This window comes from Clostridium guangxiense (assembly GCF_021043395.1).
Classification (GTDB): Bacteria; Bacillota; Clostridia; order Clostridiales; family Clostridiaceae; genus Clostridium_S; species Clostridium_S guangxiense.
In genome coordinates, this window is record NZ_JAJNKE010000001.1 from 354,932 (window position 1) to 370,736 (window position 15,805).

At 30.3% G+C, this 15,805-nt stretch carries 16 protein-coding genes; 7 read left to right on the top strand and 9 right to left on the bottom strand.

All coding sequences use genetic code 11. The annotated features are described in order from the left end of the window. Positions 1–6 precede the first annotated feature (6 nt). On the bottom strand, positions 7–546 hold the full coding sequence (locus tag LQK79_RS01795) for a cob(I)yrinic acid a,c-diamide adenosyltransferase (RefSeq protein WP_053241114.1): 540 nt from the start codon (positions 544–546) through the stop codon (positions 7–9). 239 nt (positions 547–785) lie between these two features. Here LQK79_RS01795 and dapD point away from each other — a divergent pair, with 239 nt between their 5' ends. After that, positions 786–1,496: a 2,3,4,5-tetrahydropyridine-2,6-dicarboxylate N-acetyltransferase gene (gene dapD, locus LQK79_RS01800; protein WP_231015258.1), complete on the top strand. Its 711-nt coding sequence runs from the start codon at positions 786–788 to the stop codon at positions 1,494–1,496. A 79-nt stretch (positions 1,497–1,575) separates the two neighbouring features. On the opposite strand, the gene LQK79_RS01805 is transcribed toward dapD, so the two are convergent. Both LQK79_RS01805 and pdaB read right to left on the bottom strand, forming a co-directional pair. Beyond that, the gene (locus LQK79_RS01805) at positions 1,576–2,259 is read right to left on the bottom strand and encodes a single-stranded DNA-binding protein (protein ID WP_053243593.1); all 684 of its coding nucleotides are present in this window, start codon (positions 2,257–2,259) and stop codon (positions 1,576–1,578) included. Positions 2,260–2,372: 113 nt separating this feature from the next. Then, on the bottom strand, positions 2,373–3,143 hold the full coding sequence (gene pdaB, locus LQK79_RS01810; RefSeq protein ID WP_231015261.1) for a polysaccharide deacetylase family sporulation protein PdaB: 771 nt from the start codon (positions 3,141–3,143) through the stop codon (positions 2,373–2,375). A 102-nt stretch (positions 3,144–3,245) separates the two neighbouring features. On the opposite strand from pdaB, the gene LQK79_RS01815 reads away from it, so the two are divergent. Both LQK79_RS01815 and LQK79_RS01820 read left to right on the top strand, forming a co-directional pair. Next, a complete protein-coding gene (locus LQK79_RS01815; RefSeq protein WP_231015262.1) occupies positions 3,246–3,443 on the top strand; it encodes a hypothetical protein in 198 nt (65 codons plus the stop codon). Between the two features lie 193 nt (positions 3,444–3,636). Further along, a complete protein-coding gene (locus tag LQK79_RS01820; protein WP_231015264.1) occupies positions 3,637–4,164 on the top strand; it encodes a DUF4364 family protein in 528 nt (175 codons plus the stop codon). Here LQK79_RS01820 and LQK79_RS01825 read toward each other — a convergent pair. Beyond that, positions 4,161–5,042, bottom strand: coding sequence for a YncE family protein (locus tag LQK79_RS01825; protein ID WP_231015266.1), 882 nt, complete (start codon positions 5,040–5,042; stop codon positions 4,161–4,163). The two genes, LQK79_RS01820 and LQK79_RS01825, sit on opposite strands and share 4 nt — an antisense overlap. Positions 5,043–5,230: 188 nt before the next feature. Here LQK79_RS01825 and LQK79_RS01830 point away from each other — a divergent pair, with 188 nt between their 5' ends. Beyond that, positions 5,231–5,470, top strand: coding sequence for a TIGR03905 family TSCPD domain-containing protein (locus LQK79_RS01830; protein WP_053243472.1), 240 nt, complete (start codon positions 5,231–5,233; stop codon positions 5,468–5,470). Between the two features lie 162 nt (positions 5,471–5,632). On the opposite strand, the gene LQK79_RS01835 is transcribed toward LQK79_RS01830, so the two are convergent. Continuing rightward, positions 5,633–6,793 (bottom strand): aspartate aminotransferase family protein, encoded by a 1,161-nt coding sequence (locus LQK79_RS01835; RefSeq protein WP_053243471.1) that lies wholly within the window; start codon positions 6,791–6,793, stop codon positions 5,633–5,635. Then, positions 6,775–7,662: an acetylglutamate kinase gene (argB, locus tag LQK79_RS01840; protein ID WP_231015267.1), complete on the bottom strand. Its 888-nt coding sequence runs from the start codon at positions 7,660–7,662 to the stop codon at positions 6,775–6,777. The genes LQK79_RS01835 and argB overlap by 19 nt, the downstream gene beginning before the upstream one ends. 148 nt (positions 7,663–7,810) lie before the next feature. On the opposite strand from argB, the gene argC reads away from it, so the two are divergent. Both argC and argJ read left to right on the top strand, forming a co-directional pair. Next, entirely contained in the window at positions 7,811–8,851 is a 1,041-nt protein-coding gene (gene argC, locus LQK79_RS01845) for an N-acetyl-gamma-glutamyl-phosphate reductase (protein ID WP_053243470.1), read from the top strand. 70 nt (positions 8,852–8,921) lie between these two features. Next, the gene (gene argJ / locus LQK79_RS01850) at positions 8,922–10,136 is read left to right on the top strand and encodes a bifunctional glutamate N-acetyltransferase/amino-acid acetyltransferase ArgJ (RefSeq protein ID WP_231015290.1); all 1,215 of its coding nucleotides are present in this window, start codon (positions 8,922–8,924) and stop codon (positions 10,134–10,136) included. 518 nt (positions 10,137–10,654) lie between these two features. Here argJ and LQK79_RS01855 read toward each other — a convergent pair. Further along, on the bottom strand, positions 10,655–12,397 hold the full coding sequence (locus LQK79_RS01855) for an ABC transporter ATP-binding protein (protein WP_053243526.1): 1,743 nt from the start codon (positions 12,395–12,397) through the stop codon (positions 10,655–10,657). Next, positions 12,398–14,128, bottom strand: a complete 1,731-nt coding sequence (locus LQK79_RS01860; protein ID WP_231015269.1) for an ABC transporter ATP-binding protein — start codon at positions 14,126–14,128, stop codon at positions 12,398–12,400. Positions 14,129–14,264: 136 nt separating this feature from the next. Between LQK79_RS01860 and LQK79_RS01865 the strand changes: the two genes are divergently transcribed. Continuing rightward, positions 14,265–15,131 carry a LysR family transcriptional regulator gene (locus LQK79_RS01865; RefSeq protein WP_231015271.1) on the top strand — a complete coding sequence of 289 codons (867 nt, stop codon included), beginning with the start codon at positions 14,265–14,267 and terminating at the stop codon, positions 15,129–15,131. A 139-nt stretch (positions 15,132–15,270) separates the two neighbouring features. Here the strand turns inward: LQK79_RS01865 and LQK79_RS01870 are convergent. Continuing rightward, the coding region (locus LQK79_RS01870; protein WP_231015272.1) for a polysaccharide deacetylase family protein at positions 15,271–15,805 on the bottom strand (535 nt) is incomplete at its 5' end.

A 15,805-nucleotide genomic window follows, 5' to 3' on the forward strand; every position in this document is an offset into this window, starting at 1 on the left:
GACCCCCTAATATTCTATTCCTTTTCTTGCAGCTACTCCTTTTTCAAAATAATGTTTTATTGGTCTCATTTCAGTAACGAGATCCGCTTTATCTATTATTTTTGAAGGTGCATTTCTTCCTGTAAGAACTAATTCAACATTTTTAGGTTTTAAACTTATAAGCTTTAATATATCTTCTTCTCTTAAAAGGTTATTTTGTAAAACTCCCATAATTTCATCCATAATGAGAACATCACACTGTTTATTTTTTAAGACCTTAACGCAAAACTCATATGCTTTTCTTATTTCATCTTTTAGTTCTTCTTTTTGCTTATCATTTAAATTCCAAAAGAAGTCTCTTTCCCTCTCGAACCTAAATAATTTAAAATACGGTTCAAGTTTCTTTATGCTGGCCAGTTCACCTGTTGAGCTGCTTTTTAAGAATTGAACCATATATACTGTCATTCCATTTCCTACTGCCCTCATACCAAGTCCCAGCGCTGCTGTTGTCTTTCCTTTTCCATCACCAGTATATATCTCTATAAAGCCTTCTTCAATATTATTCATACTTAATCTTCCCTACATACTTTTTTAATTTGACAAGTTGCTTTTTTATGTATAATCATTATTAATTCAATACTATAGTGGGTATTTTAACTTATTAACTATAATTTATACAATATTTTTATATTTATATGATTATTTATGATAAAATATAAACAGATATACATATATTATAGTTTACTAGTCTAAATTTGTAAATTATAATATAATAATATATTTATATTATTAGGAGGCTACATATAATGAACTATGATTTAACAAACCCATATGAAATTGCTAAGTACATAAAAGATGCAAAAAAAACAACTCCATTAAAGGTTTATGTAAATGGAAATTTAGATGCTTGCAAAGCAAATTCTGTTGATTGCTTTGGTGGAAATGATTTTTATGTGATCTTTGGGGAAAGTGATAAAGTATCAGATTTCCTTCAAAGTAACAAAGATAAAATCAAAAAATTTAGAATAGAACAAGATAGAAGAAATTCAGCCATACCTTTAATTGACTTAACAAAAATTGATGCTAGAATAGAACCTGGCGCAATTATAAGAGATAAAGTTTCAATAGGTAAAAATGCCGTTGTAATGATGGGTGCCGTAATAAATATAGGTGCTGAAATAGGCGATGATGCAATGGTTGATATGAATGCCGTAATTGGCGCAAGAGGTAAAATTGGAAAAAGAACACATGTAGGTGCTGGTGCCGTAGTTGCTGGTGTTTTAGAACCTCCAAGCAAATCCCCTTGCGAAATAGGCGATGACGTTTTAATAGGTGCTAATTCTGTTATACTTGAAGGTGTAAAAATAGGTGACAAATCAGTTGTAGCTGCTGGTTCTGTAGTTGTTGAGGACGTTCCATCTGGTGTTGTTGTTGCTGGAAGCCCCGCAAAAATAATAAAAACAGTTGATGACAAAACTAAAGATAAAACTAAAATAATGAATGATCTTAGAAAGTAATGTAAAATGGACTGTCGCATTTTTTAGTGCAACAGTCCATTTTCTAGCTGTTCAAAACTTAAAGTCCATAGATATTTCTTTAAATAACATTTTTATTTATTGCATCTTCAGCTTCTGCTTGATTTTCTTGAAATTCATCATTTTCCTTTTGAACTTTTTCCATTTTTGATATAGACACTTCATAAGCTATTTTCTTTATAGCAGCTGAATCTGATACTTTCTTTTCATATTCCCTACTCTGAAGTCTTCCCCATATTCTTATATTATCTCCTACAGTCAGACTCTCACAAAATCTAGAATTTCTACCCCAAGCTATTGTAGGTATGTAGTCTGACTTGTTATAAGCCCTATTTACCGCCAAAAGCATATCAGATATTTCCCTTCCAAATGGTGTAGTTCTATAAACAGGTTTTTTACATATAAATCCATCTAGGAATATCTGATTTGGATTTTTGCTTCTTTCTGTGCAAGGTTGAATATTTCTCGCAAATACTGTAAGTATAAGTCTATTGGCTCCATCTACAAATTTATTATAGGATCTTAATTGTCCTTCTACTATTATTTCCTTTCCAACATCTAAATTCATACCTGTAATAAGTCTTTCTGAGACAGTTACAAATAACCTGTCCTTTGCATCACTTAGTCTTTGAACATCAAGATAAAAATTATAAAAACCTTCCCCGTACATTTCATGGCTAAATTCAAGTTTCGAAGCCACTACACCTTCAAGATATAATTTGTTATTTAACATTAAGTTGTCCATTATAACCCTTCTTTCCCTTAGTATTTAAATCTATCCCCTAAATAAAAATTAAATATGAACTTCTTTTCCATTATAATACAATTTTGCGTCAAATTTCAATAGTTATTTTTGATTTAGTTATTTTTGATTTGTTTTCCATTATAGTCAATATGATAGTCACTTTTATATATCAAATCTGAAACTGTTACAAAACTATAACCATCTCCTTTGAGCTCTTTTAATATTCTATCTAAATTTTCAGGTGTATATTTAGCATTGTTATGGAATAATATTATTGAACCTGGCTTTACTTTGCCTATAACGCGCTTGTATTCAAGGTCTCTACCTTGCTCCTTCCAATCTATGCTATCAACATCCCACTGTATGCATTTATGATTTGTTTTCTCTACTACCTCGATAACAGAATTATTATAAGAACCAGATGGGCACCTAAAAATTTTAGGTTTTTTCCCTGTAATCGCAGCTATTTTTTCATCAGCTTTTTTAATATCTTCTCCAATTTGTGCTTTAGATATATTTGTCATGTCAGGATGCTTATTAGAATGATTACCTATTTCATTTCCACGTTTTGCTATTTCTTTAGTTTCATTTGGATATTCATCACACCACCTTCCAATTAAAAAAAATGTGGCTTTTGCCTTATATTTGTCAAGGACATCAAGTATTTTTAAAGTATTATCATTTCCCCAGCTTGAATCAAAAGTTATAGCTACTTTTTTATCACTGGTATCTACATTATATATAGGTAATTTTTTATTACTTCCTAAAAATACGCCTATACTACTTTTATAAATACATAAAAAAATCACAAAACTTCCTATCACCGCCAAAATTGAAACCAATATTATCTTTATATCTTTTTTAGTTGTTAATATTACATGCACTGCTCTCCTCCAATATAAAATTTATTCTTTAAAATAAAATATATGAATGAATATTGAAAATTAGTAAAACCTATTTATATAATAATTTTAAGGAGGAAACCAATGCCAAATAGAAGAGCAACATTTACAAATATAAAAGGTCATAAAGAGGAATTTTCTTCTGAAGATTTAAATATACAAAATAAATATTATCCAAGAGAAGTAAAGATTCAGAAGTCAAAAATTCCAAGCTATGAAAAGGACAATTTTGTTGGTAATGAAAAAGGGGCAAAGATCCCAACAAAACACAAACTTACTTAATATTATTTATTCATCTTTTATAATAAATATTACATTTAGAAAAAATATATACTTAATTTTTATAAATTTATTATAAAAAGCACCTTTTAATAGGTGCTTTTTATGTTATAATATTTATGTCAATCATAGACTAAAAATATTATAGTTATATTTACACTGAGATTTTATATATACTAATCGAGGGGGAAAAAAGATGTTTGAAGACACAGTAGAATTAGCCGAAAACAAACTTCTTTTACTTTATATATTAAATGAATTAAAATTTCCTATTTCCAAAAACCAACTTACGGAAATAGTCCTTGAAAATAATTTTATGAACTATTTTATTCTTCAGCAATATATACTAGAACTTATATCTTCAAATTTTATTGAGTCTGTAGAACAAGATGGAAAACATAGAATTTCTATCACTAGCCCCGGAATCAATGTTTTAAACTTATTTTCAAACAGACTTACAGATGAAAAAAAATTAATAATTGATAATTATCTAAAACTCAATTTAAACAACATAAAGAATGCAATAAGCGTTACTGCTGATTATACAATCGAAAACAAAAATAGCTATGTTGTAACCTTAAAAGCTATTGAAAGCGATATAACTCTTATAGAAGTTAAATTAAACGTTGTTTCAAATAAGCAAGCAAGGGATTTATGCACAAAATGGAAAAATTCTTCTTCCGATTTATATACAAAAATCATAAATTTACTTACGCAAGACTAAAAAATTATAATGCCAGTAGGCTCTTTACCTATTGGTACTATTTTTTTTTTGTTTTTTAGTATATCAAAACCAATTAACACATTATTGTAATTATCATTTACTAATAACTTATTCTTATATTGTATTATTCCTCTAAGCATTCCTCCCAAATATATTCTTTTTATTTCTTTAAAATTTTTTAAATTAATTATACTTACAGTTCCATCACCAAAATTAACTGCAAAAAGTAACTTGTCGCTGCACCATATATCTACCGGCCATTTTCCAACTTTTATTTTTGACACAGATAATTTATTTCTTACTGAAATTATGTTAATACTTCCAACATGATCAGTACCTATATTGCTTTCACTAACAATAATATTTTCTCCATCATGTGTAAAAATAGCTTTTGTAGGATACTCTCCTACTCTGATATTATTTACTTCATTTGTATCTTCACTATAAAAAGTTGTAATATCTGAACTCAACATATTTGATGTCACAAACATCTTATTTTTAGCATTGAAATCAATGCTATGTGGTAAAACTCCGCATGGAATTGCCTCTTCCATCATTTCATTCTTTAAATCATATCTAATTATAGTATTAGAATCGCTGCATGCAACATATGCATTATTATTAAATATTTTTACATCAGAGCATCTCATTCCTATAAAATAGTCTTTATGAACTTTTTCTTCACTAAAGTCTATCAAAGTTAAAGTATTGCTATACGCATTTGCCACAACTATACCCTTCATGTATTTACACGCAGCATGAGGGCCTACCCTCCCCAATCCTTGTTTAAGATTTATTCTTCGTATTTCCAATAAACTATCTGGATCAATTACTGATACGTCATCAGATCCGGAATTACATATATAAACAAAACTCACAATTTTCTCACCGCCTTCCACCATAATATAATATGAATTTCTCACATCTATTGCTATTGTAATCTTGACAATATCTATTTTTTTAATGTATATTTTATAAAAGGGCTTTGATTTAAATAAGTGTAAAAATCAACATTTATTTAAATCAAAGCCTATAGCAATACTTTTAATCGAGAGGATGATAACATATGCACGTATACAAAACTCATGGTACATGTTCAAGTGAAATTCATTTTGATATATTGGACAACAAAGTTACAAATTTAACTTTTGTTGGAGGGTGTGCTGGAAATACCTTAGGTTTATCAAAATTAGTAGAAGGAATGCCAGTAGATGAAGTTATAAAAAGACTTAAAGGAGTAGACTGCAAAGGCAAAGGGACTTCATGTCCTGATCAACTTGCAAAAGCACTTGAAGAAGCAAAATAGAAATAATTATATATAAAAAGTACAGGCAGTAAGTAGTTTTGTGCACAACTACTTACTGCCCTTAATTTTATTATCATTAACAAATAAAATTATATCTATAATTTTTATACTGTTCTAGCAAGTATCTAGTTCTAGAAGGATAATGGGCTCCGCCCAAACCTCTTATATGATTGCTTTCTCAAATATTTCTAAAGCGTTATCAATTTCTTCAAAACTTACATTTAAAGGTGGTAAAAACCTTACAACATCTTTACCTGCTGTAATCAAAAGAAGTTTATTAAAAAAACATTTATTTATAACAGTCTTTAAATCACACTTTAAGCTTACACCTATCAAGAGTCCCATACCTCTTACATCTTTTATAACATCATATTTTTCTTTAAGCTTATTAAGTTTACCAAACATATATTGGCTCTTTTCTTCAACATTATCTAGTACACCGTTATTTACAAGTTCATTTACTACAGCCAATGCTACTCCAGCTGCAAGCGGATTTCCACCAAACGTATTTCCATGATCGCCAGGGACAAAGGCTTTCGCTACCGCATCCTTAGCAAGCATTGCTCCTATAGGAAAACCTCCAGCTAAAGCTTTAGCTATGCATACAATATCTGGCACAACTCCAAACTTTTTATATGCAAAAAGACTTCCGGTTCTGCCCATACCGCATTGAACTTCATCAAAGATTAAAACAGCATTATTTTTATCGCATAATTCTCTTAAAAGCTTTAAATATTCTTTTTTTGCAGGCACAATGCCACCTTCACCTTGAACAGGCTCAATTATAACCGCACAAGTTTTTTCACTTATTTTCTTTTTTATGTCTTCTTCATCATTAAAGTCAACACTTGTAACATCACCTATAAGAGGTTTAAAACTCTCTTGATACTTAGTTTGACCTGTAACTGAAAGTGCTCCCATAGTTCTTCCATGAAAAGAATTATTCATATATATAATTTCTTTTTTACCTTCTCCACCATGTATAAGCCCATATTTTCTTGCAAGCTTTAATCCGGCTTCTATAGCTTCAGTACCACTATTACATAAAAAAACCTTGTCATGATCACAATTTTTACATAAAAGTTCTGTGAGCTTCATGGCATTTTCATTCCAATAATAGTTTGATATATGCATAAGCTTTTCGCTCTGATTCTTTATCGCATTAACCACTACAGGATTACAATGCCCCAAGCAATTTACAGCAACACCTGATACAAAATCAAGGTATTCCTCACCCTTTGAATCAATGAGCTTTGTTCCATTGCCCTTTTCAAAAACAACATCAAATCTTCCATAAGTATTCATTAAATAACTTTTTGACATTCTACTTCCTCCTTACCGCATATAACTGTGCCCTTATAGTTTACAATATCATTAATTATACAATGCTTGTTTCTTCCATCAATAAGATGTACATTTTTAGTTCCACCTAAAATTGCATTCATGCAGCACTGCATTTTAGGAATCATTCCACCTGATATTACTCCCTCTTCTATATAATATTGTATATCATCTATTGGTAAATTTTTTATAAGGCTATCTTTATCATTTATATCCTTATATACACCTTCTACATCAGTAAGAACTATAAGCTTTTCAGCATTTAAAGCTGAACTTATAAAAGAAGCAGCATAATCAGCATTTATATTGTATATATTCCCTTCATCATCACACCCTATAGGTGAAATCACAGGAACCTGACCATTTTTAATTAAATTTAAAATAAAGGTTTCATTTATATTTACAACTTCTCCAACATATCCTATATCTATTTTCTTGCCATCTTTGTATATATACTTTTTTTGTGCTTGTATTATTTTATTATCAACTCCGCTTAACCCAACGGATTTAACATCATTCATATTTAATTTAAGAGATAAGTCCTTATTTATTTTACCCGACAAAACCATTTGAACTACTTCCATAACTCTTTCATCAGTTACTCTTAATCCTTCAACAAACTCACTCTTAACACCAGAAATTTGAAGCCATTTTGAAATTTCCGGCCCACCTCCGTGAACTATTACTAGGTTGATACCCATATTTCTCAATATTTTTACGTCTTCTATAAAAGCCTTTTCTGAGTTTTCATTTTTCATTATACTTCCGCCATATTTAATTACAAATGTTTTGCCTTTAAATTCTTCTAATTTTCCTAAAGGGTCTTCTAATTCATTTTCAACGTTTTTCACATTACAACACCAACCTTATATTTATTGAACATGTATAATTATACATAATTTTAAATTCATATGCAATATTTTTAATAAAATTTATTGAATAATTAATCATTTTTATGTATAATCAATTTAAAATAAAAAAACTGGAGTGATGATAAAAATGATTAAAATAGGCATAATTGGCTCTACAGGCTATGCTGGAGCTGTTTTAACTAAACTACTAATAAATCATCCCAATGTAAAAATAGTTTTTTTGGCTTCTCATAGTTATGCCAACAACAAATTCTATTCTATATATAGGAATTTCAAAAATATAACTGAAATTTCGTGTATAGACAGCGATGATGTAGGAGAAAACTATTTAGATAAAATAGATGTACTCTTCACTGCCTTACCTTCTGGTAAAACTTTTTCAGTAGTACCAAAAGCAATTAATAAAGGTGTAAAAGTTATAGATTTAGGTGCAGATTACAGATTAAAATCAAAAGAATCATATGAACAGTGGTATAAAATAGATCATCCTTGCAGTAACTTGTTAACTAAAGCTGTATATGGCTTGCCTGAAATAGAAAAAGATAAAATTAAGTCTTCAAATTTGATTGCAAACCCAGGTTGCTATCCAACTGCTTCTTCTCTTGCACTTATTCCTCTATTAAAATATGATTTAGTAGAAAAAAGTTCCATAATAATTGATGCAAAGTCTGGCGTAACTGGTTCTGGCAGAAAAGCATCTATAAACAATTTATATGTTGAATGTAATGAAAATATAAAAGCTTATGGTGTCACAACTCATAGACATACACCTGAAATAGAGCAAACCCTTTCATATATTGCAAAAGACAATATAAATTTAATATTTACTCCTCACCTAATTCCAATGGACAGAGGAATCCTAGCAACTTGTTATGGAAATTTGAGAAAAAAAATAGCACTTAATGATATATATGATTTATATAAGGATTTTTATAAAAATGAACCTTTCGTACGAATCATAGATGAATTGCCTGAAACAAGATGGGTTAAAGGTTCAAATTATTGTGATATTGCAATAAGAATAGATAATAGAACAAATAAAATTGTAGTATTATCAGCTATAGATAACCTTATGAAAGGCGCTGCCGGTCAAGCTGTACAAAACATGAACATAATGTACGGCCTTAATGAAAAAACAGGACTTGAGATAGTTCCTATGTTCCCATAGAATATTACGAAATGAAGTTTTGCACTTATTTAAAGTAATGATAATTATTAAATTGAAAGAAGGAATGATAATGAAATTTTTTTATGATAAATCTCTAACCAATGTGCCTTATTTTAAAGCTGCTGGAATACACAGCGGGCTTAAAAAAAAGAAAAATGATTTATGTGTAATTTACAGTGAAAAACCATGTGTTTCCGCCGCAACTTTTACTACTAATAAAGTTAAAGCTGCTCCTGTTCTTTTAGATATGAAACATATAAAGAATGATAAAACTTACGCAGTTGTAATTAATAGTGGAAATGCTAATGCTTGCAATGGTAGTGCCGGCTACAAAAATGCATTATCCATGGCTAAAACTATAGCTGAATGTCTTAATATAAAGACAGAAGAAGTTCTCGTTTGTTCCACAGGAGTTATCGGAGTACCGCTGCCAATGGATATAGTTTTACCTGGAATAAAAGAAACCTGCAGTAAATTGTCCTGTGAGGGTGGCAATGAAGCTGCAAAGGCAATAATGACTACGGACACCATAGAAAAAAAAGTTGCTGTTGAATTTTATCTTGGAGAAAAAAAAGCGATAATATCTGCTATGGCAAAAGGTTCTGGTATGATTCATCCTAATATGGGAACTATGCTTAGTTTCATAGCAACAAATGTGAACATAGATAAGAACATGCTAAGCAAAGCTTTAAAGGAAAGTGTTGAAGATTCTTATAATATGATTTCAGTAGACGGAGATACAAGTACCAATGATACTGTAATAATACTTGCAAATGGTTCTCTTGAAAATCCTATTATAAATGAAGAAAATGAAGATTATATTTCCTTTAAAAGAGCTCTTCACAGTTTAAATATAGAAATTGCAAAGATGATTGCAAAAGATGGAGAAGGAGCTACTAAATTAATTGAAACAAAAGTACTTAATGCACCTTCTAAAGAAGATGCAAAAATAAGCTCTAAAGCTGTTATAAAATCAAGCCTAGTAAAAGCAGCCATTTTCGGAAGCGATCCAAACTGGGGAAGAATAATATGTGCCCTTGGTTACAGCGGTGCAAATATAAATCCAGAAAATGTTGACATATTCTTTTCTAATTCAAAAGGTTCTGTGCAAACCTGCAGCAAAGGAGCTGCTTTAGAATTTGATAAAGAACTTGCTGTTGAAATTTTAAATGAACCTGCTACAACTATAACAATCGACTTACATGATGGAAATTATAGTGCTACTGCCTGGGGATGCGATTTAACGTACGAATATGTTAAAATAAACGGATGTTATACAACTTAAAAAGATTGCGAAGTAATACTGCTTTGCAACATTAAAAAAATTCTATAAGTCTAAGGTAAAAAAATCATAAAATCCTAAGATATTTCAATAACTCGCTCTGCGCTCAGACAAATTAAAATATCTAAGTATTTTATGATTTTTTTACCAAGATTTATTAGAATTTTTTTAAATCGTTTCTTCAGCAGTATTACTTCACTCCCACGGTAGTGCAAGGAAAAAATTCCTCCGTACCTACGGAATTTTGGGTGTGAACTTGTCCACTCATTTATTGATTAACGGTGATTATAGGGTATTTTTCGTAGGGAACCGGAGAAAAATTTACCTTGCATTTCCGGTTTAGCGAAGCAACAGTATTGAAGGAATAGTTTAAATAAAATTTTATAAATCTTAGTGGCAAATTGTTAAAAGCTTTAGAGATTTCGATTTGTTTGAACGATTAGTGAGTTATTGAAAGCTCTTAAGATTTTAACAATTTGCTGCTTAGATTTATTAATTTTATTTAATATTCCAAGATACTGTTACTTCGCAATATTTTTAAATTGACTATTATAAAGTTCTGTATAAAATCCACCTTTATCTATAAGCTCATCATGATTTCCTCTCTCAACAATTTGGCCCTCTCTCATAACAAGTATTATATCGGCATCACGTATAGTTGAAAGCCTATGAGCTATAACAAAACTTGTACGTCCCTTCATCATTGAAAGGAAAGCACTTTGTATCTTTATTTCTGTTCTCGTATCTACGCTGCTTGTTGCCTCATCTAATATAAGCATTGGTGGATCTATAAGCATTACTCTTGCTATAGTTAGAAGCTGCTTCTGTCCTTCTGAAAGGTTCCCCCCTGATTCAGTTATAATAGTGTCATATCCATCAGGTAGTCTCTTTATAAAATTATGAATATATGCCGCTTTTGCTGCATTTTTAATTTCATCTAAAGTTGCCTTTGGTTTACCATAAGCTATATTTTCCTTTATAGTTCCTTCAAAAAGCCATGTATCTTGAAGCACCATTCCAAATTGACTTCTTAAACTGTCTCTTTTAATATTTCCTATATCTTTACCGTCTATTAAAATTTTTCCCGCATTTATTTCATAAAATCTCATCAGAAGATTTACCATAGTAGTTTTTCCGGCACCAGTAGGTCCTACAATAGCTACAGTACTTCCACTTTTAACATTTACACTAAAATTGTTAATTAAAGGAACCTTTTTATTATATGCAAAGGATACTTGTTCAAAATCTATATTTCCAAGGCAATTTTTTATGTTCTCGGCACTATCTGGTTCTTTTTTCTCTGGAACCTCATCTAAAATAGCAAATACTCTTTCACAAGATGCAAAAGCTGCCTGAAGCTGAGTCGCTACACTTGTTACATTATTTATAGGTTGTGAAAATTGAGTTGAGTATGTTAAAAAGCTTGAAATTGTACCAATACTTAGTCCTGCTATAGCAGAAAGTATTCCTCCAACAACACCAACTAAAATATATGTAATATTATTTACGAATCTCGTAGATGGATTAGTAAGTGAAGAATAAAATTGAGCTAACTGACCACATTTATAAAGTCTTCCATTAATCTCAGCAAATTTCTCCTCAGATCTTTTTTCATATCCAAAGGCTTTTACTACTTTCTCATTTCCTATTATTTCTTCTACATATCCATTTAGTTCTCCCAAAGTTTTTTGCTGCTCTTTAAACATTTTATTTGATCTTGTTGTAATAAATGAAGCAATAAAAAAACAAAATGGAGTCATTAAAACTATTATAAGCGTAATTTTTACGCTTAATGAAAACATTAAAACTAGTGAAACTATTATAGTTATAATTCCCGGATAAAACTGAGTTATTCCCTGAAATACTCCATCAGATATAGCATCCATATCATTAGTAAGTCTACTCATAATATCTCCATGAGGATTTTCATCAAAATACTTTAAAGGTAAGGTACTTATTTTTTGTAAAGCCTCATTTCTAAGATCTTTTACAGTGTTGTACGCTATAATATTTGCAATAACCGTAAATATCCATGTAAAGACAGAACTAATAATATAAATAACAGCAAGTATAATTATTACTTTTATTAGTCCAGTAAAGTCAACTCTTCCTTTACCTATTATATTGTCAATACCTCGTCCAACTATTAATGGCATAAATGCAATAAGTATATTACTTATTAATGCACATATTAGTGATAATAACATATACCCTTTATATTTGCCTATATACTTTACAAGTCTTGAGAAGGTACTCTTTTTCATCTACACAACCTCCCTTGAAAGCTGTGAATTGCATATTTCTTTATACACACTTGAACTTTTAATTAATTCTTCATGAGTTCCGCATCCTTCTACTTTTCCATCATCGAGTACAATTATTAAATCAGCATTCTTTATTGTACTTACCCTCTGAGTAACCATTATAATCGCCATTCTATTAGAATTATTATCCTTTAGTGTCTTTCTAAGTTTTGCATCTGTGGCATAATCAAGTGCGCTTAAACTATCATCCATAATTAATATATCAGGATCTTTAACTAAAGCTCTTGCTATGGTAAGCCTTTGTTTTTGCCCACCAGAAAAATTTGCACCACCTTGAGAAATATGAGTATCATATTTTTTTGGAAGCTTATTTATAAATTCTGATGCCATTCCAATCTCAGCTGCCTTCTTAATATCCTTCATATCCGCATTTTCACGTCCCCATCGTATATTCTCTGCTATGGTTCCTGAAAACAGTACTGCTTTTTGAGGTACCAAACCAATCTTCCTTTCAAGTTCGATTTTACGATAATTTTTCACATTAATTCCATTTATAAATATTTGACCTAATGTAACATCATATAATCTAGGAATTAAATTAATAAGTGTAGTTTTTCCAGAACCCGTTCCACCTATTATACCTACTGTCTGACCTTTCTTTATTTTAAAAGATATATCACTTACAGCAAATTCCTTGGAATTTTTATATGAAAAAAATACATTTTTAAACTCAATTAATTCTTCATTTTTTTCTTTAAGTTCATTAAGTTCATCTTTATATACTAAACTAGGCTCTGTCGTAAATACTTCATTTATACGATTGGCACTAGCTGCTGCTTTCGTAAATATTACTATGAGGTTAGCAACAATTATAAGAGCAGAAAGTACAAGATTGGTGTAATTTATATATGCTATTATTTTTCCTGTTGTCATACCGCCACTATTTACTCTTATTCCACCAAACCATAGTATGGCCAAAACAGAAAAATTCATTATTATACTTGTAAGTGGATTCATCAGTCCAGATATTTTTCCAACTTTAATTGCTGTTTGTGCAAGTTCCTCATTTGAGTTTTTAAATCTTACCTTTTCACCTTCCATTCTAGAAAAAGCTCTTATTACTCTTATTCCAGATAAATTCTCCCTTAATATAAGTGATAAGCCATCCAATTTTTTTTGTACAATTTTATAAATTGGAAGAGATTTGTTCATTATAAGGTATACCACAAACGCAAATACAGGAATGGATAAATACATTACAGCAGAAAGTTTAAAATCTAGAAACATGGCCATTATAATTCCACCAATACACAGAAATGGCACTCTTATGGTGAGTCTAATAAACATTGCAAGCGCAAGCTGCACTTGATTAACATCATTAGTTATACGATTTATAAGAGATGCTGTTCCAAAATCATCAATTTCATTATATGATAAAGTTCCTATTTTCTTGAACAACTCATTTCTAAGTATTGTTCCAAAACCTTGTGAAGCAATAGATGAAAAATATTGACAAGTAAATGAAGACGCCACTCCACATACAGCTAGTAGAACCATAATGCCACCTACTTGTAACATATAAGTCACATTTTTACTTTGTATCCCCTTATCCGTTATAAGCACCATTATTGTAGGTATTAATATTTCAAATATAGCCTCAATCAATTTAAAAATAGGTCCTAATATAACTTGTTTTTTATACGACTTTGCAAATTTCAGTAAACTAAACAAAACATAACCTCCTAAAGCATCAACTTCTGTTGAATATTTACCATATTTCGTTTATTATTATAGCAAAAGTATAGATATATTAAAAATACATATTATATATCTATCATATACATTTTTTATATGGGAAGTGATTTTTATGGATATTAAGCAATTAAAATATTTCTATACAATTGCGGAAGAAGGCCAAATAACAAATGCTGCTAAAAGGCTTCACATTGCTCAACCTCCTTTAAGTTATCAGCTCAAAAGCTTAGAAAATGAATTAGGCGTAAAACTTGTTGAAAGAGGAAGTCGTCATATTAAATTAACCGATGCAGGAATTATGCTCTATAAACGTGCAAAGCAAATATTATCGCTAACAGAATCAACTGTAGATGAATTAAAAGATTTTAAAAAAGGAACTTATGGGACTCTATCTATAGGTACTGTATCTTCATCTGGAGCATCACTTTTGACTAGTAGACTAAACACATTTCATGATAAATATCCATTTATAAATTTTGAAATTCATGAAGGTAACACATATGAATTATTAGAAATACTGAATAGAGGTGTAATTGAAATTGCTATTGTTAGAACGCCATTTAACACTTCTGGTATAAATTCAATTTACTTGCCAAAGGAACCTATGGTTGCTGCAATGCTGCAAAAACTAAATTGGAATGACAGTAAAGTTATTGATATTGTAGAATTGAATAATAAACCATTAATATTTTATAGAAGATTTGAAAAACTTATATTTAAAGCTTGTGAAGATTCTAATTTTGAACCAACTATATTTTGCAAAAATGACGATGCAAGAACATCTCTTCTTTGGGCAAATTCAGGGCTTGGAATTGCTATAGTTCCAAAATCCTCACTAAAATTAATAGGGTCCTCGAGTTTAATTTTTAAGGAAATTGATAATAAATCTCTATCAACTCAATTAGCAGCAATATGGCTTAAAAATGGTTATCTTTCATCCGCTGGACAAAACTTTTTACAACTATTTCTAAACACGTAAACCTGCGCGGGGTTTGGGCTAAAGCCCAAACCCCGCGTTCCTAATTTGCAACTATTCTTGGTTAGCTACTGTTTCCTAAGAAAGTTGTTTATTATTGTTCTAGAAGGATAATGGGCTAAAGCCCAAGCCCCGCGTAGGTTTACTTAAATACTCCAAAGGTGTAGCCTTGGCTTTTAAGGTATTGTATTATTGTTGGAAGAGCCTGTACAGTAGTAGTCTTCGCAGGTGCATCGTGCATCAATAAAACCACAATCTTTTCTCCTCTTACATCGTTTTTTACATGATTTATGAGGTATTCTACAGGTTCAAGATTTCTATCTGCATCGCCCGTCATAGCATTCCAGTTAAGGAACCTATAACCGTTTTGCTTTACTGCATCTCTATAAGGTTCAAGCCTTTTTTCACTCTCAAATGCACCTCCGGGAAATCTCATAAATTTTGAGATGTATTTATCACCAACTATGTTTCTAAGTATTCTATCACATTTGTTTACATCATCTATAAAACCTTGAGCAGATCCTCTGTATCTTAGTGGATGACTATAGGTATGGTTAGCTATAGAATTTCCTTCCTCTACTTCTTGTCTTACAAACTGGGGATATCTCTCTGCATTTTGACCAATTAAAAAAAATGTTGCATTTATATTATTTTCTCTAAGTATATCTAATATTTTT

Coding starts and splice junctions, on each gene's coding strand:
- LQK79_RS01795 (WP_053241114.1), bottom strand. CDS start 546: ATGAATAATATTGAAGAAGGCTTTATAGAGATATATACTGGTGATGGA.
- LQK79_RS01835 (WP_053243471.1), bottom strand. CDS start 6,793: ATGTCAAAAAGTTATTTAATGAATACTTATGGAAGATTTGATGTTGTT.
- LQK79_RS01865 (WP_231015271.1), top strand. CDS start 14,265: ATGGATATTAAGCAATTAAAATATTTCTATACAATTGCGGAAGAAGGC.
- dapD (WP_231015258.1), top strand. CDS start 786: ATGAACTATGATTTAACAAACCCATATGAAATTGCTAAGTACATAAAA.
- LQK79_RS01805 (WP_053243593.1), bottom strand. CDS start 2,259: ATGGACAACTTAATGTTAAATAACAAATTATATCTTGAAGGTGTAGTG.
- argJ (WP_231015290.1), top strand. CDS start 8,922: ATGAAATTTTTTTATGATAAATCTCTAACCAATGTGCCTTATTTTAAA.
- LQK79_RS01830 (WP_053243472.1), top strand. CDS start 5,231: ATGCACGTATACAAAACTCATGGTACATGTTCAAGTGAAATTCATTTT.
- LQK79_RS01820 (WP_231015264.1), top strand. CDS start 3,637: ATGTTTGAAGACACAGTAGAATTAGCCGAAAACAAACTTCTTTTACTT.
- LQK79_RS01815 (WP_231015262.1), top strand. CDS start 3,246: ATGCCAAATAGAAGAGCAACATTTACAAATATAAAAGGTCATAAAGAG.
- argC (WP_053243470.1), top strand. CDS start 7,811: ATGATTAAAATAGGCATAATTGGCTCTACAGGCTATGCTGGAGCTGTT.
- LQK79_RS01855 (WP_053243526.1), bottom strand. CDS start 12,397: ATGAAAAAGAGTACCTTCTCAAGACTTGTAAAGTATATAGGCAAATAT.